Annotated in this window: 17 protein-coding genes and 1 pseudogene; 8 read left to right on the forward strand and 10 right to left on the reverse strand. The window is 34.0% G+C overall.

The annotated features are described in order from the left end of the window. The first annotated feature begins 225 nt into the window (after window positions 1-225). The gene (locus D5R40_RS18120) at window positions 226-666 is read left to right on the forward strand and encodes an Hsp20/alpha crystallin family protein (protein WP_124155008.1); all 441 of its coding nucleotides are present in this window, start codon (window positions 226-228) and stop codon (window positions 664-666) included. Between the two features lie 124 nt (window positions 667-790). Here the strand turns inward: D5R40_RS18120 and vapC are convergent, their stop codons facing one another. Together vapC and D5R40_RS18130 are read right to left on the reverse strand one after the other, a co-directional pair. Further along, entirely contained in the window at window positions 791-1,201 is a 411-nt protein-coding gene (gene vapC, locus D5R40_RS18125) for a type II toxin-antitoxin system tRNA(fMet)-specific endonuclease VapC (protein WP_124155009.1), read from the reverse strand. 158 nt (window positions 1,202-1,359) lie between these two features. Next, window positions 1,360-1,626, reverse strand: coding sequence for a hypothetical protein (locus D5R40_RS18130; protein WP_124146854.1), 267 nt, complete (start codon window positions 1,624-1,626; stop codon window positions 1,360-1,362). Between the two features lie 126 nt (window positions 1,627-1,752). Here D5R40_RS18130 and D5R40_RS18135 point away from each other — a divergent pair, with 126 nt between their 5' ends. After that, window positions 1,753-2,655 carry a DNA cytosine methyltransferase gene (locus tag D5R40_RS18135; protein WP_124146853.1) on the forward strand — a complete coding sequence of 301 codons (903 nt, stop codon included), beginning with the start codon at window positions 1,753-1,755 and terminating at the stop codon, window positions 2,653-2,655. Window positions 2,656-3,124: 469 nt separating this feature from the next. Here D5R40_RS18135 and D5R40_RS18140 read toward each other — a convergent pair whose 3' ends face one another. Then, the gene (locus tag D5R40_RS18140; RefSeq protein ID WP_124146852.1) at window positions 3,125-3,685 is read right to left on the reverse strand and encodes an ExbD/TolR family protein; all 561 of its coding nucleotides are present in this window, start codon (window positions 3,683-3,685) and stop codon (window positions 3,125-3,127) included. A gap of 405 nt (window positions 3,686-4,090) precedes the next feature. Further along, a complete protein-coding gene (locus D5R40_RS18145) occupies window positions 4,091-4,840 on the reverse strand; it encodes a MotA/TolQ/ExbB proton channel family protein (protein WP_375339390.1) in 750 nt (249 codons plus the stop codon). Between the two features lie 721 nt (window positions 4,841-5,561). On the opposite strand from D5R40_RS18145, the gene D5R40_RS39790 reads away from it, so the two are divergent. The 4 genes and pseudogenes from D5R40_RS39790 to D5R40_RS18165 all read left to right on the forward strand — a co-directional run. Then, window positions 5,562-11,189 carry a response regulator gene (locus tag D5R40_RS39790; protein ID WP_124155010.1) on the forward strand — a complete coding sequence of 1,876 codons (5,628 nt, stop codon included), beginning with the start codon at window positions 5,562-5,564 and terminating at the stop codon, window positions 11,187-11,189. A 631-nt stretch (window positions 11,190-11,820) separates the two neighbouring features. Further along, window positions 11,821-12,006 (forward strand): hypothetical protein, encoded by a 186-nt coding sequence (locus tag D5R40_RS18155; RefSeq protein WP_124146849.1) that lies wholly within the window; start codon window positions 11,821-11,823, stop codon window positions 12,004-12,006. Between the two features lie 431 nt (window positions 12,007-12,437). Then, window positions 12,438-12,617 (forward strand): hypothetical protein, encoded by a 180-nt coding sequence (locus tag D5R40_RS18160; protein ID WP_124146848.1) that lies wholly within the window; start codon window positions 12,438-12,440, stop codon window positions 12,615-12,617. Then, window positions 12,610-13,020 (forward strand): annotated as a pseudogene (locus D5R40_RS18165) (sensor histidine kinase); the annotation flags it as partial. The gene D5R40_RS18160 and the pseudogene D5R40_RS18165, both read left to right, overlap by 8 nt. 177 nt (window positions 13,021-13,197) lie before the next feature. Here the strand turns inward: D5R40_RS18165 and D5R40_RS18170 are convergent. After that, window positions 13,198-13,980, reverse strand: a complete 783-nt coding sequence (locus tag D5R40_RS18170; protein WP_124146847.1) for an SH3 domain-containing protein — start codon at window positions 13,978-13,980, stop codon at window positions 13,198-13,200. Between the two features lie 294 nt (window positions 13,981-14,274). Between D5R40_RS18170 and D5R40_RS18175 the strand changes: the two genes are divergently transcribed. Beyond that, window positions 14,275-15,621, forward strand: a complete 1,347-nt coding sequence (locus D5R40_RS18175; protein WP_124146846.1) for an NACHT domain-containing protein — start codon at window positions 14,275-14,277, stop codon at window positions 15,619-15,621. Window positions 15,622-15,703: 82 nt separating this feature from the next. Here the strand turns inward: D5R40_RS18175 and D5R40_RS18180 are convergent, their stop codons facing one another. The 5 genes from D5R40_RS18180 to D5R40_RS18200 all read right to left on the reverse strand — a co-directional run bounded on the left by D5R40_RS18180 (window position 15,704) and on the right by D5R40_RS18200 (window position 23,737). After that, window positions 15,704-18,628, reverse strand: coding sequence for a WD40 domain-containing protein (locus D5R40_RS18180; RefSeq protein ID WP_124155011.1), 2,925 nt, complete (start codon window positions 18,626-18,628; stop codon window positions 15,704-15,706). Between the two features lie 105 nt (window positions 18,629-18,733). Beyond that, entirely contained in the window at window positions 18,734-20,836 is a 2,103-nt protein-coding gene (locus D5R40_RS18185) for a tetratricopeptide repeat protein (RefSeq protein WP_124155012.1), read from the reverse strand. A gap of 100 nt (window positions 20,837-20,936) precedes the next feature. Continuing rightward, window positions 20,937-21,533, reverse strand: coding sequence for a hypothetical protein (locus D5R40_RS18190; RefSeq protein WP_124146843.1), 597 nt, complete (start codon window positions 21,531-21,533; stop codon window positions 20,937-20,939). A gap of 99 nt (window positions 21,534-21,632) precedes the next feature. Then, window positions 21,633-23,006 (reverse strand): P-loop NTPase fold protein, encoded by a 1,374-nt coding sequence (locus D5R40_RS18195; protein WP_124146842.1) that lies wholly within the window; start codon window positions 23,004-23,006, stop codon window positions 21,633-21,635. 158 nt (window positions 23,007-23,164) lie between these two features. Beyond that, a complete protein-coding gene (locus D5R40_RS18200; RefSeq protein ID WP_192901185.1) occupies window positions 23,165-23,737 on the reverse strand; it encodes a Uma2 family endonuclease in 573 nt (190 codons plus the stop codon). 234 nt (window positions 23,738-23,971) lie between these two features. Between D5R40_RS18200 and D5R40_RS18205 the strand changes: the two genes are divergently transcribed. Continuing rightward, window positions 23,972-25,423: an FAD-dependent oxidoreductase gene (locus tag D5R40_RS18205; protein ID WP_124155013.1), complete on the forward strand. Its 1,452-nt coding sequence runs from the start codon at window positions 23,972-23,974 to the stop codon at window positions 25,421-25,423. The last annotated feature ends 67 nt before the right edge of the window (window positions 25,424-25,490 follow it).

Consider the following 25,490-nt stretch of genomic DNA (forward strand, 5'->3'; position numbering starts at 1 on the left):
ATCTACATTTACCTAAAGCGGAAGCAGAAAAGAATAAAGTTGTGAAAGTAAATATCGGTTAATATTATCTCTACAGAGATGCGAAATATCAGAAAAACTGAAGTACGGAAAATGCGCTCGCATCTCTCTAAGTAACCGAACTTACTGATTACCAAAAATCTACTAAAATTATCAACAACAACCAATTCAATTCATAAATAAAACATTTTTTAGGAGGCAACAACTATGGCTATTGTACGTTTTTCCCCATGGCGTGAAATTGATTCATTACAGAAAGAAATGAATCGTGTCTTTGACAATTTTGCTCCTTATTTAAACGGTGAAGAAAAAGGAATAGCATTTACACCAGCAGCAGAAATGGAAGAAAACCATGATGCTATTGAGTTAAAACTGGAAATTCCTGGTTTAGAAGCTAAAGATGTAGATGTACAAGTAACTGCGGAAGCTGTAGCAATTAAAGGAGAGCGTCGTCAGGAAGTTAAAACTGAAGAAAAAGGTATGACTCGTTCTGAATTTCGTTACGGTGCTTTCCAGCGAATAATTTCTCTACCAGTTCGGGTTCAAAATGACCAAGTCAAAGCTGAATATAAAGATGGTATTTTGCATCTACATTTACCTAAAGCGGAAGCAGAAAAGAATAAAGTTGTGAAAGTAAATATTGGCTAATATTATCTCTATAGAGAGATAGGAAAAATTAGTAGGGGCGAACAGTTGTTTGCTCCTACTATCTATTGGGAGTTACACAATTTTTAAACCCAAATAATGAAGCTAATATAGCTCCAAATTCTCCTCACTTTCTCTCCTCTTCCCAATCTTCATAAATTAGCCCGTCAATTCGTTCAAATTCCCTAGTATTATGAGTAACTAAAGTTAAATTATTTGCCATTGCTATTGCAGCAATTTGTAAATCATTACTCCCTACTGGTGTCCCTTTTTTCTCTAAATCTGCTCGAATTATTCCATAAACTTCCGCTGATTTATCATCAAAATCAAGTGAAATAAATTCTGACAAAAACTCCTTTTGTCTTAATAATATTTTGGCAGGATTATTACTTTTATTTGCACCATAAAATAACTCAGCTTTGACGACAGAACAAACAAACACATCCTTAACAGCGACTTGCTGTAGCCGTTCTCTGATTAGAGTAGAACGCCGATTCAAATACCTAACAATTACATTAGTGTCTAGTAAATACCTCATCTTTAACCGAAAAATTGTAGTCTAAAACCTCCCTTTTTAAAGGGATAAAAAAAGAGACTATTTCTTATGAAAATCCTCCTTATTGCAGAGGTAATGTTAACGCAGTTCCTCCGGAGGAGGCTAACTGATAACTGATAACTTATAACTGAAATTACCCTTCAGAAACATTCTTGCACACTATCATCTAAACTTTCATCAATGCCTCCATTATCAATTACAATAGGGTCATCTGCACAAGAACCAGCCGTTCTCTCAAAGAAACCTCTACTCCATCCTAATTCTTCAGGAGTTTTAATTGTTTTATTTGCTAATTCTTTCGTCAAAATAACTTGAATCTCCTCTGTTAAAGTCCTACCGTTATTTAAAGCTTGATTCTGTAATTTTTCCAGGATTTCTGGCTCTAAATTATCAAGAATAATAGTCATAACATTACCTCCTTATTAATTCTAATTTAATCATTTAATAACAGCGCTTTCCTAATATTACCATCATATACAATATTAAAAGCTGAGAACTATAATGCTAATTGCTGACTGCTATTTGGAATATAGATGCACAAAATAAACGTAATTGACCTTTTCTGTGGATGTGGTGGTATGTCGTTAGGCTTTCAAAATGCAGGTTTTAATATAGTTGCTGCTTTTGATAACTGGGAACCGGCAATTAAGGTATACCGCCAAAATTTTCATCACCCAATTTATCAATATGATTTGAGCAAAACTGACTTTAATTATCAAACTTTTATTCAAGTTAAACCAGACCTAATTATTGGCGGTCCTCCTTGTCAAGACTTTTCTAGTGCAGGTAAGCGTAATGAAGATTTAGGTAGAGGAAATTTAACTATTTCCTTTGCTCAAATAGTGACTAATATTTTGCCTCAAATTTTTGTGATGGAAAATGTTAGTCAATTTATTAACTATACAAAATATCGAATTACTAAAGACATTTTTAAAGCTGCTGGATATGGTATTAGTGAAAAAATTATTGATGCAAGTTTATGTGGCGTACCTCAAAAGAGAAAGAGATTTTTTTTGATTGGAATTTATGGAGAGCGAGACAAAGAAATTGAACCATACTTAGAAACTTATTTGGCAAAAAAACCGATGACAGTTAAAGATTATTTTGGAGATCAATTAGAAATTAAACATTATTATCGTCATCCCAGAAGTTATAAAAGAAGAGCAATATTTAGTATTGATGAACCTAGTGCTACGGTCAGAGGAGTGAATCGACCTATTCCTCAAACTTATCAAAATCATCCAGGAGATTCAGCAAAATTATCCTCAGAAATTCGACCATTAACAACAATAGAAAGAAGTTATTTACAGACATTTCCTGAAGGTTTTATTTGGGAAGGTTGTAAAACAAATTTAGAACAAATGATTGGTAATGCTGTACCTGTGAAGTTAGCTGAATATGTGGGAAATAGTATTTTAGAGTATCTGAAAAATTAGGAGTGGAAAGTTACAGCAGAAGGAAGAAGGAAGAAGAAGGAAAAATGAAATATCTTGTATTTCCTAAGTTTTAAGCTTTTGATATGTCCGCGCCTTTTGTTTCGACTGCTATATAATTAATTATCTAAACTTGAGATTAAGAATAACTCACAAATCACATCTGATTTACCAATTTTTTAATATAGATATTTCCCAATTTTAAAGTTTGTCTTATCTAAATATCGTAGGCATATTGATAATCTTTCCAAGCAGCTTTTGCGCCAGCTTCTACTATTAAACTTAAGTCACAATCATACTCTCCAGCACAACTAAAAGAACTAAATTCTAGTATGTAAAGTTCTCCTTCTGATTCACAAATATCTACGTAGTTGTCATTATCGTTAAGACTTATACTAATTCTACTGAAGTAATATTAAAAAAAAGTCTTTTTAGGCAACAGGAAATAGAGATGTGTATCAAATGAAAATACTCAATCTGTAGATGACTCAGGAGCAGCAGGTAACTGAAATTCACCGGGGTTGACTGTCCTTGCTGGAGTAGGCTTTTGTTTGGACTCAGACTCAGATGGGGTAACTGATTCTTCAGTATTATCATTATTAGTAGTAGCACCAGGACCTGTTTGAGGTGCCCCTGGTAAAGTTGCTAGAGCTACGCGATCGCCTCCTACTTCTCGCAATAAATCTAGAACTTGCACAACATCATTGTATCTTGCTTCTTTAGGAGCATACAATACAACAACTCCGCGAGGATTAACTTGATGATATCTCCGCACAAACTTTTCGAGTTCAACCGCATTCACAGCTTGTTGTTCAATAAAAGTTTTTCCCACCTCATTCACACTTACAAGTAACATATCTTGTGATTGAGGTTTACCCGTGCTAGCTTTTGGTAAGTCAACATTAATTGCCTGTTGACGAGTTAATTGTAAAGCGGCTAAAAGGAAGAAAGTTAGAATGCAGAATATTACATCAATTAGAGGTATTAACTCAATTCTAACTTCTTCAGTGGCAGATTCTTGATTAAGTTTCATTGTTTTTTTGTTTGGAGAAAAATATAGCGCTACGCGAAAATCAGAAGTAGGGGCAGCCATTCGCCCCTACAGAAGTCAGAAGTAATCTCTGACGCTCGTTTGAGCATTTAGGAATGTCCTAAGCTTTGCTTCGACTGCGATCAAAAATAAATAAAAGTATAAAGTCTCATCAATAATGACATTCAAGAAGTAGTCAGTAGTAGGGGCGAGAATGTGGTCAATGGAAATGTAAACCCCACCAACCCTATTAAAACCCTGTAGATTGTCGGGTATTAAACCCATGATCAATAAAGATAATACATTCACAAAATTTTTGCTTCTAATTGACAAATTAGTCTGAAAAAAATCAAGATGCTTTTCTATAAAAAATCATCAGCTATCTTGTCATGATTGATATATTTTTCGTTAATTATTATCTGGCTCATCTGCAGTTCTATCAATATCCCTTTCTGCTGGAGAATCTGTTGGTTTTGTATCCTGTTCTAAAGAATCTGGAAAATTATGAGAATTCTGCGTCCATGTAGGAGGAAAATAAGTATTATTATCTGGTGAATTGTATTTATTTAAAGATGTCTGTTGCCAATATTGTCGATAGAGTAATTCTAATTCATTGCCAGATTTCCGAAAAACCTTCATCTGATTAAATAACAAACTTTGAAATAATCGATAAAATACTAGACTAACAATAGCTACTACCAAACCAGCAGCAGTACTAATTAAAGCTTCACCAATACCAACTGTCACTCCCGCAGTTGAAGAAGTGCCCAAGTCCCCAAGGCGAATCGAACCAAGGGAACCAATAAGACCCAAAACAGTACCTAGTAAGCCCAACATCGGAGCCAAAGCAATCACCCCTTCCAGCAATTTATCTCCCTTACGCATTGAGGCCAACTCATCATCAGCACTAGCCTCTAGTGCCAATTTAAACACTTCAGGTTCTGGGTTTTGTAATCGCAGAGGAGCATAGAGAAAGCGACCAATAGGTTGTTTTAGAGTGCGTCTAGCCATTTCTGTCGCTATACTCCAGTCACGACGTGCGGCTTCTAATACTCGGCTAACAGTTTGTTTTTCCTTAATTAATAGATTTGTCCAGAACCATAGGCGGTCTATTATGGTACTGAGGGACAGAATTGATAAAACTAACAGAGGCCACATGGCAGGGCCTCCTTTCTGAATCAACTCTTCAAAGGTCACAGTATATTCGCTCCTGCAGTTTCAACTGATTACAATTATTTGTCTATTTACTTTATTTTTAAGTTCCTTAGAACTGTAATGCTATGGGAATCATAGATTGACAAAATTCAAATTAAATGATACCTCTTAATTAAGATAAAACTATTAAATTTCTGCATCATATTTTTTCATTTTTTCAGCATTAACCTTCAGCATAATTAATTTAAGCTATCAAGTGCAGGCTTACTTTAAGTACTATAATTGAAAATTTGTCCAAAATAGAAGTTGATGACAGGTTGTACAGTAGATATTTTACAGAAAGAAGTCAAAACTCACTCGTGCAAAAATTGAGATAAATTGATAATTTTTGTATTGTTAATGATAATTTCTGTATTGTAATTTGTTTGGTTCTTAGTTTGACAAGAATTATCCTAGATAGACTAGGCTTAAGACCTCTATGATTAATCTCATAGGTGTTACTTTGGAGCTTGCAAGTTGTTAATAGAGCTTCAAAGTCCCTGATGATAATAAATAGCTGCAAAATGTGGAAATTAGCACTAGTTAAAAATTATTCTGGAAATAGAGGTAAGTATGACAGAAAAGTTATATCAGTCAGACAAAAGTAAACCTTTAAACTTGCATTATTCGGTACAAAATTCTAGATTGTTATATTTTTGATCAAACATCATCAGAGTCATCCAAAATGTTTATTCCCTCCATCAGTCAGGCCATTAATTATAGTCCTTTTACTGCTACACCAGAAACTCCTGTAGAAGATGTAATTACTTCTATGAGTCTTACAGGTGCAAGTTGTGTGTTAATTGTAGAATCATCCTCTCCTTCTAATGTTGTAAGAACACCTCCACAAAGCGATCGCACTACATCTCAAGACTTAAGTAATGGTTCCAAATCTCAAGATACAAAGTTACAATCTTTAGGGGTAATCATAGGTATATTTACTGAGCAAGACTTAGTACAGCTAGCCTCTATTAGCGCTTCCCTAAGTGGATTTCCGATTGCTCAAATAATGATTAGATCCATAATAACAGCCCAACTATCGGAAATTCCAGATATCTTTGCTCTCTTAGCAATACTAGAAAAACATCAAATCACCCATTTACCAATCGTTAATGAGGCAGAAGAACTTATTGGCCTAGTGACTACCCGTAGTTTAATTTTCAATCAGCTTCAGATCAAAGACAACAGTTTAAGATTAATAGCCAACAGGCAAGGTGAACCATCTATTGATAAAAATGGTACTAAGGTCGCATCCCAAAAACAAGAATTAGAAGCTCAAAATAATGCAACAAAAACAACCTTTGACTCATCTTTAACTCTACCAGCTAACTTAATCCAAATTAATCAATTAGAACAAATCCCTGAATCTCAAATTATTCAAGCTGCATCTTCTTTATCAATTCGGCAAATTACCCAACTAATGTTTACCTATAATATTAGTTATATTCTGATTACTGAAAGCAAAGAAAATAAATCTCAAAATCAGAAATTGACTAAAATATTAGGGACAATTAGCAGTAGAGATATAGTACAACTACAAGCATTAAAAATAGATTTTAATCAAACTAAAGCTGAGACAGTTTGTAATACTTTACCAGTCCTAGTAGGTTCTCATGCCAGTCTAGAAGTAGCTTTAGGTTTAATGAAAAAAAATTATTATCTATTGCCTCTAATTGTACAAACCCCCACAGGCAAAATAACTAATATTATTACTGCTACAAAAATAATTCAACAAATACTGTTACCTAAATCATTATATCAATCATTAATTCGCTTTCATAATTATATAAAAAAAACATCTATTCAACTGCAAAAAATCGATGAAAAATTTAAGCAGTCTGCTGTAGAACGGAAAAATTTAGAAAAAGTTTATCTCAAAACACAAGAAAGTACAGTTATAGCAATTGAAGGAAATCAAGATGGAGTTTGGGATTGGAATATCAAAACAAATGAAATATTTTACTCATCTCAGTGGAAAAAATTATTGGGTTACAGAGATGATGAAATTTCCCAGAAAATAGATGAATGGTTAAATAGAATTCATCCAAAAGACATCGAAAAAGTTAGTGTAGCCGTTCAAGAACATTTAGCAAAAAAATCTCTTTTCTACCGAATAGAATATCGCATAAAACGCAAAAATAATAGCTTTATATGGGTTCTAGATAGAGGAAAAGCATTATGGCAATCGGGAATGCCAGTGAGAATGGTGGGAAGTTTGATAGATATTACTCAGTTTAAAGAAACAGAAATAAAACTAAAATTTCAAGTAAAAAAGTACACCGAAATAGTTAATAATATTCAAGATATAGCTTTTAAAACTGATGCTACAGGTAATTTAATATTCTTAAATAAGACCTGGAAAAAAATTACAGGTTTTACTTGTGAAAATAGCTTAGGTAGAAATTATTTAGAGTTCATTCACCCAGAAGATAGAAAAAAATTAAATTCTTCAGCAGAGAATACCCCAAAAAATATAGAGTTGGTTGCTAGTAATAAAAAATTAGTTGCAGGTTGCTATCAATTGAAGTGGTTAACCAAAAATGGAAATTATTGTTCAGTAGAAATGAAGAGTACATTGATAGCTGATAACAAAGGCAATATTACTGGTATGGTAAGTACCCTCAGTGACATTTCTGCGAGGATAGCAACCCAAGAAAATTTGCAAGCTAATGAAAAGGCAATTAGAGAACTATATGAAGTTACCACTAACGCAGATAACTCTTTTGAAAACAAAATAGTTGCATTATTAGATATGGGATGTCGTCGGTTTGCCATGGATATAGGACTATTAGGAAAAGTTTTAGGAGAACGTTATGAGGTTATTGCAGCTCACTTACCAGAAGATTTCCTATTTGGAATAGCTAAAGGAGACGCTTTTTCCCTCGAACAAACATTTGATAGGGAAGTATTGCGCTCGAATAAACCTCTAGCGATCGCATCAGCTAAAAATTCCCAGTGGCGACATCATCCAGCATATACCGTGCGTCGGGTAGAATCTTATCTTGGGACGAAAATTTTTGTATCAGGAAGAACTTATGGCACTCTTAGTTTTACCAGTCGTATTGCCAAACAGAAATGGAGTTCAACAGATATAGAAGTTTTAAAATTAATGGGGACTTATATCGGTGGCGAATTGTTGCGACAAGATGCTATAGAAGGTTTGCAGAAAAAATATCAGCACATTTTATTGCTCAAACAAATTACTCAAGAAATTCGCTCTAGGTTAGATACTCAAGAAATTTTTCAGACTACTGCTACTCAAATTGGTCGAGTATTTGGAGTCAACCGTTGTTCCATTCATAATTATCTTTCTCAACCTTATTCCCACCTCCCTTGTGTTGCTGAATATTTAGAAACTGGTTACGAATCAACTTTAGATTTAGATATTGCAGTTACTTACAATTCTCATACAGAACAATTATTATCAGAAGACAAAGCGATCGCTACTCCAGATATATTTTCAGACCCTTTATTAAAATCATCTGCACCGATGTATCGGAGGCTAAATGTTAGATCAATGTTGGCAGTTCGCACTTCTTATCAAGGACAGCCAAATGGTATTATTAATTTGCATCAATGTGATTATACGCGTCAGTGGACTAAGGATGAAATAGACTTATTAGAAAATGTCGCAGTTCAGGTAGGATTAACATTAGCTCAGGCGCACATATTAGAGTCAGAAGTTACTCATAAACAACAGTTAGAAGCTCAAAATCAAGCTCTAGAACAAGCTCGACAAGCAGCAGAAGTAGCAAACCGTGCCAAGAGTGAATTTCTCGCAATGATGAGTCATGAAATTCGTACTCCAATGAATGGTGTCATTGGGATGACAAGTTTGCTATTAGATATGGAATTAACGACAGAACAACGAGATTTTGTGGAAACTATTCGTACCAGTGGAGATGCGCTTTTAACTATTATTAATGATATTCTTGATTTTACTAAAATAGAATCTGGTAAATTGGAATTAGAACAAAGTTCTTTGGATATTAGAAACTGTGTTGAAGAGGCGTTAGAGTTATTAGCACCGAGGGCAGCACATAAAGATTTAGAGCTTGCTTGTTTAATTGATAGTTCTGTGCCAGCAATGATTGTAGGAGATGTAACAAGGCTGCGTCAAGTGTTGGTTAACTTGCTAGGAAATGCTGTTAAATTTACAGAAAAAGGAGAGGTGGTTGTTTCTGTAACGGCTAGAAAAGTTGGTCAAAATAATCAATTAGAAGATATGAATTACGAGGGAATATTTAATGATGAAGCTCCTAGTAAAACCACAGGTACTTATGACATCCAGTTTGCCGTGAAAGATACAGGTATTGGTATTCCCCCAGGCCACATGGACCGCTTATTCAAAGCTTTTTCTCAAGTAGACGCTTCTACAACTAGAGAATATGGTGGTACTGGTTTAGGATTAGTTATTAGTCAGCGTTTAAGTGAAATTATGGGCGGTAAAATGTGGGTGGTTTCTCAGTGGAAAGAAACAGATGAATTGAAAGAAAAAAATAGGCAAATTATTAAATCAAAAATTAATCATAATAACAGCAGAATTAATAACCGAGAAACTGGTCTGAATTTTGCCAACTCAAATACTGTTAAATCTCTAGTAAATATAGCAGGGTCTCCACCTCCTTACTTTGTTAAACCCGAAGCAGATCGTAAAGGTTCAACTTTTTATTTTACGATTCAAGCAGAAGCAATTACAGTTCCTTCTTCTGAAGAAATTGATACCTTCTTAAAAGGTAAAAAATTATTAGTTGTTGAAAGTCATCCTGTTAATCAAGAGGTAATAAAACAACAAGTTAATTCATGGGAAATGATACCTATAATTGCTGATTCTGGTACAAAAGCTTTGAACTGGTTGAAGCAGAGAAGAGATTTTGATATAGGGATTATTGCTATGAATCTTTCAGATATGGATGGACTGACATTAGCGAGAAAGATTCGGAAGTTGGAAACTCAACAAAATGTCGAGCAAAATTATTCGTTATCTTTGCCCTTATTAATGTTTACTTATCTCGGCAAGGCAGAAATTTTCCGAGAACTTCAAGAGGCAAAAGTTAATTTAGCTGGTTTTTTGAATAAACCAGTGAAACAGTCTCAATTTTATAATGTTTTATTGCAAGTATTTGGTACTACAGCAGATAAAATAGCTAATGCAAAAACTCCTAGTTTAGGTCTGAAATATTTTCAAAGGTTTAGCGAGAGAAGTAGCGCTCGCTCTCATCTCCGCATCTTGTTGGCAGAAGATAACGTAATTAATCAGAAAGTAGCAATACACTTGCTAGGAAGAATAGGTTATCGTGCAGATATAGCTGCTAACGGAATAGAAGTTTTAGATGCTCTCAAGCGAGTACCCTACGATGTGGTATTAATGGATGTACAGATGCCAGAGATGGATGGAATAGAGACCACCAGTCGTATTCATCAAGATTATCCAGAAGAAAAACGTCCTTGGATCATTGCTATGACAGCTAATGCTATGCAGGGCGATCGTGATAAATGTCTCAATGCTGGGATGGATGATTATGTGACCAAACCAATTCGTCGTGATCAATTAGTGGAAGTTCTCAACAAATGCAAGCTGCCAATACGAAAGGAGAAGTCAACGCCTAGAAATGATTCAGCATTGGTAAAAAGAGATCCTCCTAAGAAACCAGTTACTTATAAGCAGAAATTTATCAACGGTAAAGTCAAGTTGAACTCTCAGTTGGAGGAAAAAGCGTTAGTTAAGAGTATATTTCCCACTTCAACATCAAGCAGTAGTTTGCTTCCTACTAATGATGATGAAACGATACTTATTTCTGAAGCAGGTTTACAAGAATTGGCAGAACTTGACGAACATTTAATTGATTTAGAGAATGCACCAGAAACCGATGGAATTACAGCTGAAGATTTAGATTTATTGGATAATATATTAGAAGCAGAATATGAAAAAAAATCAGCGATCAATCCCAAAACTTTAGCAGATTTCCGCAATCTTTATGATGATGAACCAGATACTCTAATTATTTTGATACAAGACTATCTTGTTGATGGTAATAAGCACATGGATATTATCAGGAAATCTATCAAAAAACATGATTATACTACATTAAAAGGAGCTTCTCATACTCTGAAGTCTAGTAGTGCTTTACTAGGAGCAATTAATTTTTCTGAATTGTGTCAAGAGTTAGAGCACATGACTCGTGCTGTGGTTGAGTCTGGAGCAGATTTTAATTTAAAAAAAGCTCTTGAAATTCTTTCTCTAGTTGGAGCTGAATGGGAACGAGTTAAGGAAGAGTTAAACCAAGAAATACAGCAACATAGAGGAGTATAATACCAAGGGAGGGTGGGGAGGGTGGGGAGATGGGGAGTTGGGAGTTGGGGGTTGGGAACAAGCCAAAAATTTACCCCGTCACCCGTCAATTGTACCACATTAATCACCGAATATACTGTATCCAATTTTTGTCAAAGGGAACAAGGAATATAGAATCTAAATGATTCTTAGCTTAGTTCAACAATTACTTCTCCTGATAGCGCTTTTCATATAGATAGACTACAGTTAGTATGGGCAACCCAAAAGCATTTTTCTACGACCTACGGACGTTGCATGCAATACCTCTACATCCCTACTATCTACCCAAAAATTATTTTGTGGTCTACTTAGGAGTGATTTTTATTCGTTAAGGAAAGATTAATCTTTTATCGCTATCAACAGGATAAGTGGTTGTTGAATTTGCCAGAAATTAAAATCTTATATCATGTTCGGTTGAATACTTATAAATAACTGTTGTGAGTCCTCAGGAGTCAGGAGTCAGGAGTCAGGAGGGAAGAAAGGAGGAATACATAGAAAATATTGGAGAAAAGCATTGATAATTTCAGTATTTCTTTGGTACTGTCGGTACCCGGAGTCCTTAAATTTTATTATAACTGATTATCCGTTAGCGTAGCTCCCCCGGAGGGGGAACATGATATTAGCAGCTAGAGGAAATGTAGTTGAATTAATGGCTGCCCAAATACAAAAACTTCCCCCTTCAACTCAGGAAATATTGCAATTAGCAGCTTGTATTAGCAACAAGTTTGATGTAAAAACTCTATCTATTGTATCTGAAAAATCTCTGCCGGAAACTGCCTTATGTTTATGGGGTGCTTGATCAGAAAGATTGATTTTGCCAGAGGACGAAACCTATAAATTTTATCAGGGAGAAAACGACGATCATTTCCGTGAAATAACTGATTTACAAACACCAATTTATCATTTTCTCCACGACCGGGTTTAACAAGCAGCTTATCGTCTAATTTCGCAACAAAAAAAACAAGAAACTAATCTAAAAATTGGGATGCTACTGTTAAACAATAGGGCGGATGAACAACTAGAAGAAAAAATATTTTAAATTGTCAATCAACTTAATTATGGTGTGCAATTAATTACAAAAATAGAAGTAAGGGAAGAGTTAGCAAATTTAAATTTAAAACGGGAATCAAGGCTAAAGTATCTACTGCTTATAAAACAGCAATATCTTATTTTAATACAGGGATAAATCTACTGACTGAAAATAGTTGGTCTACTCAATATCAACTAAAATTGGCATTATATGAAGAAGGGGCAGAAGCTAACTACTTGAATGGTGATTTTGGGCAAATGGAGAAGTTGGTTGACATTGTATTAGAAAAAGCCGCACAACTCTTGGATAAAATCAAAGTTTATGAAATCAAGATAGAAGCTGGTATTACTCAGAGTAAATTGCAAGAAGCTAGTTGTTAAAAATTACGGTCAATTACCCAAAGTAAGATGCTATCCCGGCAAACTGAATCAGATATTTATTAATATTATTGGTAATGCTATTGATGCAGTACAACCAATGGGAAAAGAATCAAGCAATCCACCTCCCAAAATTACTATTACTACGGCAATAGAAGCAAAAAATCAAGTAATAATTAGGATAGCTGATAATGGCATAGGTATGAGTGAAGCAGTACAAAAATAAATATTTGACCCTTTTTATACCACAAAACCAGTGGGTCAAGGTATAGGGTTAGGTTTAGCAATTAGCTATCAAGTTATTGTTGAACATCATCAGGGAGAATTAGAATGTATTTCTGCTCTAGGAAAAGGCACAGAATTTCTGATAACAATTCCCCATTTTATTGAGTGGGGGAGTGGGTAGGGACGTTCCATGCAACGTTCGTACAGAGAAGTAAACATAAGAATAATTAACAATAACTGGCGTGCTAATTATCAAAAAATTTATTCAGTCTGTGTTAATTACTTAATAATTTAAGCCTCACTTCAGTATAGTATTAGAAAGAAAGAACTAAAATCAACAGTTTTTTTGAGATTTGTATTAAAAATTTCTGTTGTCTTTAATTTCTACTAAAAATTCATATTCAAATCCACGGAAATTAGAATCTAATTGTAAAGTATATACTCCACTGATAGGCATAGTATCTGTCCATTCATTTTCATTACCTTCAATATTAGGTTCCCTTGCCATAAGTTGGCCATCAGGACTAATAATTGCCGGAAATACATCCCCAAAATTTTTGATAGTCATGGTCTGACCCTGGATCATCCTAACCCGATAGTTATGACTACCAGTACCAATCATCTCCCCTCTAACAATAGCTGTGTTACTTTCTGGGGAAAAAGTAATAGTCTTATCTACCCTGGCACAAGTGCTACGAGTTCGGTTCTTGGCAACCCAACCTATAACTGGATTAGTAATTCGTAGCCAGCCAGATTTTTCATCTGCGACAGAAACAAAGGTATTATTGTTAAGTTGAGCAACTTTATTGCCTTCTCTAACTTCTGGACTGCTACGAACATTTAGAGGTGGTTCAGGGTCGTCTACTATGGCCATACGAATTTTACACCCCGATGTTGGTGGTGTAATCACAACTGGAGTTGAATTTTGACTAACTAAATCTGAGGAATTAGGAGTTGAATGTGAAGATTTTAGTTGATGTTTAGGAACCACTGAAACTAGGTTGCTATCCAATTTTTGTGTCTGTAAAGAATTAGTAGTAAATTGTGACAAATCAGACTGAATTGTGAAATAAGCAACAGAGGTAGCACTAGCAAGGCCAGTTATTCCTGTAACGATTAATTGTCCCATGTTGAATGACATAATTTTTACCCCTTTATCAACTAGATTTTATGTTAACTTTCTTGGCTAATTTGCATTTTTATCACAGGTATCACTATCAGCTATTAAGACAGATATATGCTGTTAATATTTTAACGATAAAATAACTATAAACATAGAAAGGAACGAGTTGGTGTTTGACTTATGTTGATGATGAACCTGAGACAGAGAAAAAGCTTTTTCCACTGTTCCCTGTTCCCTATTCCCTATTCCCTGCTATATAGTTATTTTAAGATAACAGCTAACTAACTCATTTAACAATAGAAATATACGAAGGTGCAAAGAAATCGCGATAAACTATTAAATACAGTTAAAAGAGAAGTTCTGCAACTGCGATCGCAGTCTCTACACCATGCAGTGATAGTTAATCTTGTTCGTCAGCGACCACCCCAACAATTAAAACGTTCTTGGGATATAGAAGTAAAAGTAGGAAAGCGCCCTAGTTTTCAACTACCAGCAAAAATAAGTATTATCCAAGTTTTTGACCGAATGAAAGGAAAATTACTTATATTAGGAAATCCTGGGGGTGGAAAAACTACAACTTTACTAGAATTAGCTAGAAAGCTAGTAATTCGGGCGGAAAAAGAACCCAAAACATCTATTCCAGTATTATTAGACCTTTCGACATGGCAAGATAAAAATCAGGATATTTCAGATTGGTTAGTTAATCAAATTAAATTTAAGTACAAGATACCCAAAAAGGTTATTAGGAATTGGCTAGAAAATCAGCAATTGTCACTTCTCATAGATGGATTTGATCGAGTATCTCCAGAATTATCTAAAAATTGCTTAGAAGAAATTAATAAATTATCAGTATATTTGCAACCAAAGGATTTAGTTATTTGTAGTAGTTTTGCCACTTATAAAAATTGTCGGACTAAGTTTAAATTAAATGCTGCTGTATTATTACAGTCTTTAACAACAGGTCAGATTCAAGATTATTTATTAGCAGCTAGTAGTAGAGAACTTTGGCATTATCTTCAGGATGAACCAGAGTTATTAAACTTAGCTGAAATACCATTAATGTTGAGTATGATGACTTTAGCTTATGAGGAAATTTTAATTGCTGCTTGGAGAAGAATTACTTCTCAACAGGGAAGAGAAAAATATTTATTAAATGCTTATATTCGTCGTCAATTAGGGCGAGAGAATAACTATAATTGGTATTCTAAGAATCAGGAACCACTGCCGGAACAGACAAGACGATGGTTGGCATGGCTAGCACAACGAATGGCCGCAGATAACAGCCAGGAATTTACAATAGAAAAACTACGGCCAGCTTGGTTAGATTCTAACGGCGAGTTACAGGCATATCAGTTAATTGTTAATTTGATTAGTGTGTTATTTTGGGGGTTTATTTTTGGGTTTATTTTTACCTTGGTTTTCGATTTATACCAAGGTTTAATTCTTGGTGCTATTGGAGGTGTAATTATTGGGATGTTCTTTGGTTTGCCCGGACTAAAAAATCTTGTGCTGCGGATTATTCTATTTTTTAATGGGCATATTCCCTGGAATTATCGTCGTTTTCTCAATTATGCTGCTAGTCGTTTATTATTGCAAAGAGTAGGCGATCGCTATCAATTTATTCATCATTTATTGTATAAACATTTTACTGAAATGTAGCGCTGTTCAAAAGTCAAAAGTAAGAAGTAAGAAGTCAAAAGTAAGAAGTAAGAAGTCAAAAGTAAGAAGAAAGTTATAGTGGTCAATTTCCTCTCTTCATGTACTTATTGTAGTGCGAATGTAGGTTGAAATGCTCAGGTAACCATTCATCAGCACGATGCAGTAAATCATCAAGATTCAAATTCCAAAGAATTACTGTCTTATCATTACTCGCAGATGCTAAAGTTTTACCATCAGGACTAAAATCTATACTTGTAATCGGTTGGGTATGTTCTTGTAATGTATATATTTCAGTCCTATTAATAAGACTCCACAATTTGATAGTATTATCATTACTACCAGAGGCTAAAATTTTACCGTCAGGACTAAAGCTAATGCTAGTAATAGCTTTGCTGTGTCCTTTGAAAATTGCTAACTCTTTACCATTAAGATTCCAAAGTTTGATAGTACAATCTTCACTAGCTGAAGCCAGGATTTTTCCATTAGGACTAAAGCTAATTTGAGTCACTGTACTACTATTAGTTGAAAAAGAGAATTTTTCTAATAGTTTATTGCCTGTGAAATTCCATATTTTTATTTTATTATCTGCACCAACAGTGGCTAAAGTATGACTATTGGAACTAACATCCATACTAATAATTCGATCGCCATTTCTGCCTAAAGCTAACTGGTTACAATCTTGGTCATATATTTCAAGATGATTTTCTTGAGTCAAGGCTATAAATTTACCATCAGAACCAAAATAATTTAAGTTAGTAATTCCGAAATCTTGAAGTATAGGTAATGGTGTTTCACTATTATTTAGTGATAAAAATTCAACATTACCATAATCATTACTAAAAGCAATAATTTTGCTATTTGGATGAAAACTAATATCGGTTATTTTTTTCTTATAAATTTGATAACTTTCAAGTTCTGTTCCATCTGTTTGCCATAATTTTATATTGCCATATTCATCAGCAGAAGCTAGAGTTTTACCATCCGGACTAAATTTAACATTTGTAATTTTGCTTTTATGAGGACAAAAAGTTGGTGGTTTGTTATTTCTTAAACTCCATACTTTGACTACACCACTATTATCAGCAGAAGCTATAATTTGATTATTGGGATGGAAACAAAGACTTGTAATTTTGTATCTGTGACCTCTAAATGTATTAATTATATTGCCTTGTAAATCCCATATTTTAACTATCCTATCTTCGCTGCTTGAGGCAAATTTATCACCATTAGGACTAATTATAAAGCTAGTTATTGACTCTTTATGTCCTGTAAAACTTTTCCGTTCTTCTAATTTACCATCATTGCAATGCCAGAGTTTTATTACACCATCTTGACTGACAGAAACTAAACTTTTTCCACTATAACTCAAGCTAATACTTGTTACCCAATCTTGATCGGAATGAATGCTTAGTATATTAGGATTGTTTAATTGACACAGTTTAATACCTTCTTCAGTAGCACAAACTAAAATCTGTTCCAATGAACTAAAACTTAAGTCTTCAATTACTTTTAAATCAGAGGTAATTTGCAATTCCGTACCATCTATTTGCCAAAACTTTATTGTTCCTTCCCTAGTAGAAGCTAATATTTGTTCATTAGGAGAAAAAATTACTTTATTTCCCTTATTTTCAAAGGTTCCTATTTCAGTACCATCTAATTCCCAGAGTTTTACAGTATTGTCTTGACTTGCAGAAGCTAATATTTGACTATCGAAACTGAAACTAACACTGGTCACTGGATTATTATGACCTTCAAGAGTAACTATTGAACTATCATCTAATCGGCAGATTTTTACTGTACCATCATTGCTAGCAGAAGCTAAAGTTTTACCATCTGGACTAAAGATAATTTTGTTAACTTTAGCTGTATGAAATTGGAAACTATTTTTCTCTGAAATGTTATTAACTACTTGTCTAAGTTGGCAAGTTACTTTCATTTTCATATCGGGTGGAACTTGCACATTTTGTAACTTTTTACCCGCTTGAAAAACAGCATCCAAAGAACCTAACCAATCATCAGATAATAGACGAGCTTGAGATAAAGAGATTAATGTTTCAATTTCAGCAATTTCAGCTCGTAGACGCTGCTCTTGAACTTCCTGATTTTTCTTTTTTAAGCTAATATGAGTTTTGATTCGTGCTAATAATTCCCCTTTAGAAAAAGGTTTAGTAATAAAATCATTTGCCCCTACATTGTAACCTCTTACTAAGTCAGAAATTTGATTTTTTGCAGTGAGAAAAATAATAGGAAGTTCATTAGGTGATAACTTCTCTCGGATTTTTTGACAAACTTCAAAACCTGTCATTCCTGGCATCATTATATCCAGTAAAATTAGATCAGGTTGGAAACCTTTCTCCAGAATTTGTAATGCTTCTCGTCCATTGTCAGCTCGATTCACAGAATAGTTATTATTAGAAAGATGATTACCAAGCACTTCTAGATTCACAAGATCGTCGTCAACAATCAGAACTTTTGCCGAATTATTTTCCCTGGACTCTCCATGTTTTTTTGCTAACGTGACGTCTCGATCGCCTGCATCAACTTCAGGATTTACATCAATTGTCTGTACTACTGGAGACAAAATTGGTGAAGTCTCTATTTTTTCTGCTGGTTTCTCAGACACAGGCAAAGTAAAGGTAAAGCGGGAACCTTTTCCAAGCACTGATTTTACACCAATTTTGCCACCGTGTAACTCAACAAGTTGTTTGGTAATTGCTAAACCTAAACCTGTTCCCCTATATTCACGGGAGATAGTTCCATCTGCTTGTTCAAAGGATTCAAAAATACTGTCTAATTTATCTTCTGAAATACCAATACCTGTGTCAGAAATAGTAATTTCTAATTGTCTCTGACTTTTCTCAGAAAGCAATTTTGCTGATACTTCAATTTTACCCCGTTCAGTGAATTTAATAGCATTACCAATAAGGTTGAATAGAATTTGTTGCAGACGATTTTCATCAGCATATACAGGGGGTAAATTATTATCAATAGAATTAATCAGTTTCAAGGCGCTATTTTTCACTGAAGGTTGATTTAAGGTAATAACTATTTCAGTGATTTCTTTTAGACCAATTTATTTCTGTTGAAGTTGAATATCCTTGTTTCTAAGTTTTTAAAAATCTAGAATATCGTTAATAAGATAAGTTAGTCTAGAACCACTATAAATAATAAGAGATAAATTGCTCTTCTGGGATTCAGATAGTCGATCGGTGGGAGAATCTATCATAGACTCCGCCAGGTTAATTATAGCGTTGAGAGGTGTTCGGAGTTCGTGAGAGGTATTAGATAAAAATTCATCTTTAAGTTGATTTAATTTTTCCAATTGTTTATTGACAATTTCTAATCGACTACGTTCTTCCTCTATTTGTTTTTGTTTCAACTCTTTGCTAGCTTCAATAAATTCATAACCAAAACCTTTTAATAGTCCTAAATGCCCATATTCTTTTAAATAATTCTCCGCTTCCACTAATTTTTTTTCTAGCAATAGCAAACTATAAGATGGATAATTTTTCCAATTTTGAGCTGCCATTTCAATTTCCCGTGTTACTTCTATTACAGCTTGATAATCTTTGAGCCATTTTTGTAAAGTTATCCAATCATCTAACAAGGGTTCATATGCAATAGATAAAATTGTATTCCCAGAGGATAAATTATGTATGCTAATTAACCTATTTTTTTTGTCAGCCAACTTGCCTGTCACTTGCTGTAAAAATTCCAGAGATTGCTCTGGATTTGGTAAATCTTCTAAAAAAGCTCGGCTGGGTTTATAATTAACTTTACCTGAATTAGTTGTTTCGTTTTCTATCTCGACAAGTTCCAAGAAAATACGCAGAGCAACTGGTTTTTCTTTCTCTTCTAGAGAATTGTAAACTTGATCTGCCCATTGATTTAGCCCACCATTAAATTGACTTAAGTGCTTATATATATTAATCCCAGAGTTCCATTGTAGTGCTTCTCTTAAAATGGCTACTGCTTCTTCAGATTTTCCAGATTTTCCTAGTTTTATTCCTTCTTTGATCTTCCGAGGTGCTGCTAATGTTTTGACCAAGGATTCAGCTTCAGCTTCAGCTTTTTTCTCTCCTTTAAGAACTTTTTTAACAGCAGATATAGCTGCCTCTAAATCACCAGATATGGCTAGCATGACTACCTCATTTATCTTGGTAGATGCTGCTAATTTTATGGCAAAGGATTGGGGGTCTTTTTCTTGAGTTTTTTCCGTAATATCAAGGTTGATATTAGAATTTAGTTCTAAAGCTTTTTTAAAAGCAGATATAGCTGCCTCTACATTACCAGATTTGGCTAGTTTTGTACCCCGATCTATCTTGGTAGATGCTGCTAGTTTTTTGGCAAAGAATTGGGGGTCTTTTTCTTCAGTTTTTCCTGTACTATCAAGGTTGATATTAGAATTTAGTTCTAAAGCTTTTTTAAAAGCAGATATAGCTGCCTCTACATTACCAGATTTGGCTAGTTTTGTACCCCGATCTATCTTGGTAGATGCTGCTAGTTTTTTGGCAAAGAATTGGGGGTCTTTTTCTTCAGTTTTTCCTGTACTATCAAGGTTGATATTAGGATCTAGTGCTAAAGCTTTTTTAAAAGCAGATATAGCTGCCTTTACATTACCAGATTTGGCTAGTTCTGTACCCCGATCTATCTTGGTAGATGCTGATAATTTTCTGGCAAAGGATTGGGGGTCTTTTTCTTCAGTTTTTCCCGTGCTATCAAGGTTGATATTAGGATCTAGTTCTAAAGCTTTTTTAAAAGCAGATATAGCTGCTTCTACATTACCAGATTTGGCTAGTTTTGTACCCTCATCTATCTTTTTGGTAGATACTACTAATTTTTTGGCAAAGGATTCCGGATCTATTTCTTGAGTTTTTCCTGTGCTATCAAGGTTGGTATTAAGATTTAGTTCTAAAGCTTTTTTAAAAGCAGATATAGCTGCTTCTACATTACCAGATTTTGCTAGTTCTGTACCCCGATCTATCTTGGTAGATACTGCTAATTTTTTGGCAAAGGATTGGGGGTCTTTTTCTTCAGTTTTTCCTGTACTATCAAGGTTGATATTAGGATTTAGTTTTAAAGCTTTTCTAAAAGCAGATATAGCCTCTTCTACATTACCAGATTTGGCTAGTTTTATTCCCTGGTTTTGCTGCTTCGTAGCTGCTGCAAGAATAGCTATCGCCATTTGTCCGGTGGGTTTAAAAGAGTCTTTCATTTAATTTTGAAAATTCAATTAAAACTTATAGTCTATTTTGATAAAAAACAGCTCGTAATTTTATATTTAAAACTGATTAATATACTCCTAAAAACCCGGTTTATTTGCGTAATTCCTGAAGAACATAAAATCTCGAAAACAACTCAATTAAAAAATTATTATTATTCAATTGATCGCTATCTTCAGAACCTTGATTATTATGAAATATATCTACCCTTTCTTGTCGATAATCAATCTCTTTTCCAGAGAAACTACTAAAATTAGTTATGCTTGCCCAACTCTCAATATCTGGAGTAAGTCGAATCATTTTTTTGGCAATTTCCCCATTAATCCATAAAATTATAGGAAACTTAAAAGACTTCCACAACTCTTCTCTTAATTGATTCAAAGAAATTAACATTCGATCGATATTTGTAACTGACTCAAAACCACGAACCATAATTGCTGATGGATGTTTTTGACTGTTTATATCCTTAAGTTGGGGATAGATTAAAGTATCCGATGACTTGAGAAAAATCTCTTCTATATTTGGGCAAATTTCTTGTAATTTTTGTGCCATATTATCGCGCAACTTAGTTGAGTCACATAAAGCTAATATCAAACAAAACTGTCCCTGAGACATTTCAATTGTCCATACAATATCTTCAAGCGATCGCTCATTATCAGAACTCTCAAAAGATAAATTTGATTCATTCATAACTTTAATAGGACTTAGGTAATTTCTTAGACAACAAGCTATTTGTATGGGGGCGAATGCCATTCGCCCCTACAGATGGTATATATTTTCTTATGTTGCCTAAGTCCTGTTTAATTCTTCCGCACCTTCTAAAATTGGATTAATATCAAACCAAGATCCTTCAGCATCACGATACTCATAAACAAACATACTCCGAATTAAAATCTTATACCCATCATCTCCCGTTACTTTTTTAGACTCAACTACTTGACGCAATAATTCCCATTCATAAGGTTCAATTGCCAAAACCATTTGGTCGCGCTTTTTTTGAATTACTTGTTTCAAAGTCTCACCAGAAAGAGGTAATTTCCTTTCCTGGCGAATACAGTCATATAGGAACCTTAACAAATTACGAATATGACCACCACTAACAAAACACAACAACTCTAAAGTTTTAGGATTATCAAAAAGTTCCGTGATTTTTTCGAGACGTTTATTTGACTCCAGTTCAGGAAAAGCTCTTGCTAAAACCATCTGTTGCAATAATTCAATTCCTTCCTGATAATTACTACCATCACGCAACTTTATTGATACCATTGGCAAAACATTTGGATCTGTCAAAAACCTCTGAGTCAGATATCCATAATCATTAGAAAATCGCAACGATAAAGGAATAGTATAAACAAGATGACATTTTAGCTGACGTAACTGCTGTCCCCGATCTACAAAAACATATTCTGGTTGAGGTCTTCCCCAAGGCTTTTTATTATCTTCAATACGATCCAAATTATCAATAATTACCACCAATCCTTTCTTACCTTGCTGTTGCAATTTCTCAATAGCAGGCTCTATAATTTCTTGGTTAATTGCTTCAATAGTATTACTAATTCGAGGCTCTATATACTCCCTCAACTTCTTCCTTAATTCAGAACTTTCTTTTGCTTTAGCAGTAATCTTACCCATACCAAAAGAAAGACTAAATCCCTTTTTATTCGCTTTAACTCCAACATCAGGAACATTAGGAATTTGAGGTTTCAGTTCAACTTCCTCCAGTTCAAACTCCTTTTGTAATACCTTAACTGCACCTTGAAATAATCTTTCAAGTCCTGTAGCTTCCTCAAGTTCTAGTCGCTCAATACTTTCTATTACCCTATGAGCGATCGCCAATAAAATATCTGCAATATCCACATCATGGTATTCCAAATATTCCCCAGAGTCAAAATAAACTACATGAAATCCTTCTCTCTCTAACTCTGCTTTAAGTCTTAGCAATTCTGTAGATTTTCCACATCCAATGTGTCCAGTAAATAATTCGCAAGTCGCTTCATCTGGCGATAACAAAGTAATATTATCTCGTAGATTCTCAATAATCTGACCACCCCGCACCGAAGAAAAATCAATATAATAATTATTATCTTCTTCAGGATTATCTCTTAAAAATAAAGTTCTTCCTGGATTTGTCGCTTGTAAAAAAGTTCGTAAGTTTAGTGGCATTTCTGAGTATAAAAAAATTGTAGTAAGAGAAGAAACTGATGATGTTTATTATTCTATATAAAAGCTCAACCTAATGTCACTAGGCATGAGTAAAACTTATGGTGTATGTGGTAACTATAAGTTACCCACACTCTACACTTCAATTTGTAACATTAAAATTAGTATAAAATTGGAATTCCAGCTTTGTTAAATACTTGTTCAGCAGTTAACTCTAATCCCTCAAATAAAGCATCTATAAGTAAAGTTTCTCCCATATAAGTTTGTGGCGGTGCATCTGGATAAAAAACTGTAATACTTCTCGCTTTACTATCAACAACCCATACCCTTAATACACCTGCATCTAAATAATCTTGAGCTTTAGCTATAAGTTGACCAAATGTTTGTCCAGGAGAAATTATTTCTATTACTAAATTTGGTAAAACAGGACAAGCTTCATCTGCTATCCATTCTGGAGATAAGCGTTCATAAGAAACATATAAAATTTCTGGTACAGGCACCCAGTCTTTCCCTTTACGAGTTAATTTCACAGCCCATTCTGGACAAACCTGCCCTTTTCCTTCGCACCATTCATCTATTAAATAGAGTAATATACGAGTCAGCTTAGAGTGAAAATATTTTGGTGACATTTTGGGTATTGCTTCTCCTTCAATAAATTCATAAGTAATATCTTCTTCTCCTGGTGGAAGTTCGAGAAATTCTTGCAATGTAAGTTTATTTTTTATTTGTATCATTTTTTAGCTCTAACATTATAGTGAGTTATTATACAAACCAAAAAAAAGAATTATTCGATCAGTATTTGCTATTCCCTGCTATATTACTTGATAATCTAATTAACTAGAAGTCATTTTATTGGTAATATCATGTCCGGATAATTAGCGTTCAAACAAACTTTCTCCTTTTTCTTGCTTTTTTCTTCCCTCCTGACTCCTGACTCCTGACTCCTGATTTCTCATTATTGGTGATTTATGTCTGACAAAAAACTATTTAATATTCCTCCAGAAGCACAACAAGAAATTGCTATTATTGGTGCGGGAGCTATGGGAGTATCTATTGCTTCTATTCTTTCTCAATTAGGAATGGCTAAAGTAACACTTCTAGAAGCTGAATCTACTCCCTTAAATCATTACAGTGCTTCCTTTAATAATACAGGGATTTTACATCACTTTGTTTATGGAGGGCATTTTTCTACGTTAGAACTTTTGTTTAAACAAACTCTTTTGTTTAAAAAAGTTATGCCTGACTATGTTTTTGAAGATGAATATGTGAACTATTTAGTTCCTAATATTAAAGGAAATACAGCAATTGATCGAGAAGGTATAACTCTCAAAGATGTTAGTAAAAATTTGATGAAAATTTATAATAATCATATTAATAATTATCCATCAGATCAAATTTTCGGCTCTGTACAAGAACTGGTTCAGGAGATTGATATAGAAGAAATTTTATGGGGAACTGGAGACAAAAATTTCTTCAATGGGGCAGTTAAAGTTAAACAACCAGTTCTAAATATCGACAAATATTGTAATCATTTAATTCAACTGCTTAATCAATTAAGAAAAGAGGAAAAAATTAATCTGAAAACTAATCATAAAGTGACTAATGTTGAACTCAGCAACCAAGGATTTGAACTGAAGATTAACCATGAAAAAAGTTTGTACTTTAACACAGTTATTAATACAGGATATGCAGAAGGATTGGAATTTCCAATCCCCTCTTTTTCAGGAGAGAAAGAAGCAGGAAATATTGTTAAATTAAAAGCCTATGGGATATATAAAATTCCAGAAACCCTCAAGACTAAAATTCCTCAATTGATAGAAGGTTTCTCCAGTACATTACTAATTCGTGGGCAATACGCAGGAATCATCAAAACAGGTGGGGATAATTTGGCTATTTTTTATGGATTAGAATATAATCAAGCAGAATTCTATGTTCCTCTCACTCAAACTCCAATCAATTTACCTAAAAACTGGATAAGTTGGATAAAGGGTGAAACTGACTATTTTGGCAATCGAAATGAAGCTTCTATTCTCCAAGCTATTCAACAAGGAGTATCTCAATGGATACCTTGGGTAGCAGAGTTAGAACCAATAGAATTGAAAAAAAATCTTCAAGTTTATCCCGGTCAAGAACCAGCAAATGAATTAGAAACTGCTAAAAGAGATCATAATCCTATTCGTTATCAGTATCAGCATCAAACTGGCGAACAATATATTCATATTCCTGGAGCCAAATTAACATCAGTTATTTATCATTCTTTTCTAATTATTGATAAATTATTACAAACTTATATAAACAAACAGATTTTAACGGAGCAAGAGGTAAATAAACACCTAATAATAGACAATAATAGAACTATAATTATTTCTCCAGAATTGGAATTTTTACTCGGGAAGAAATTGTCACAATCTTCTCCATAAAAACCAGAAAAAATTATCATTTTCTTTGTGGGTTTAATACCCCACCGTCTACACGGTGTTCAAAATT

The organism is Okeania hirsuta (assembly GCF_003838195.1).
Taxonomy (GTDB): Bacteria; Cyanobacteriota; Cyanobacteriia; order Cyanobacteriales; family Microcoleaceae; genus Okeania; species Okeania hirsuta.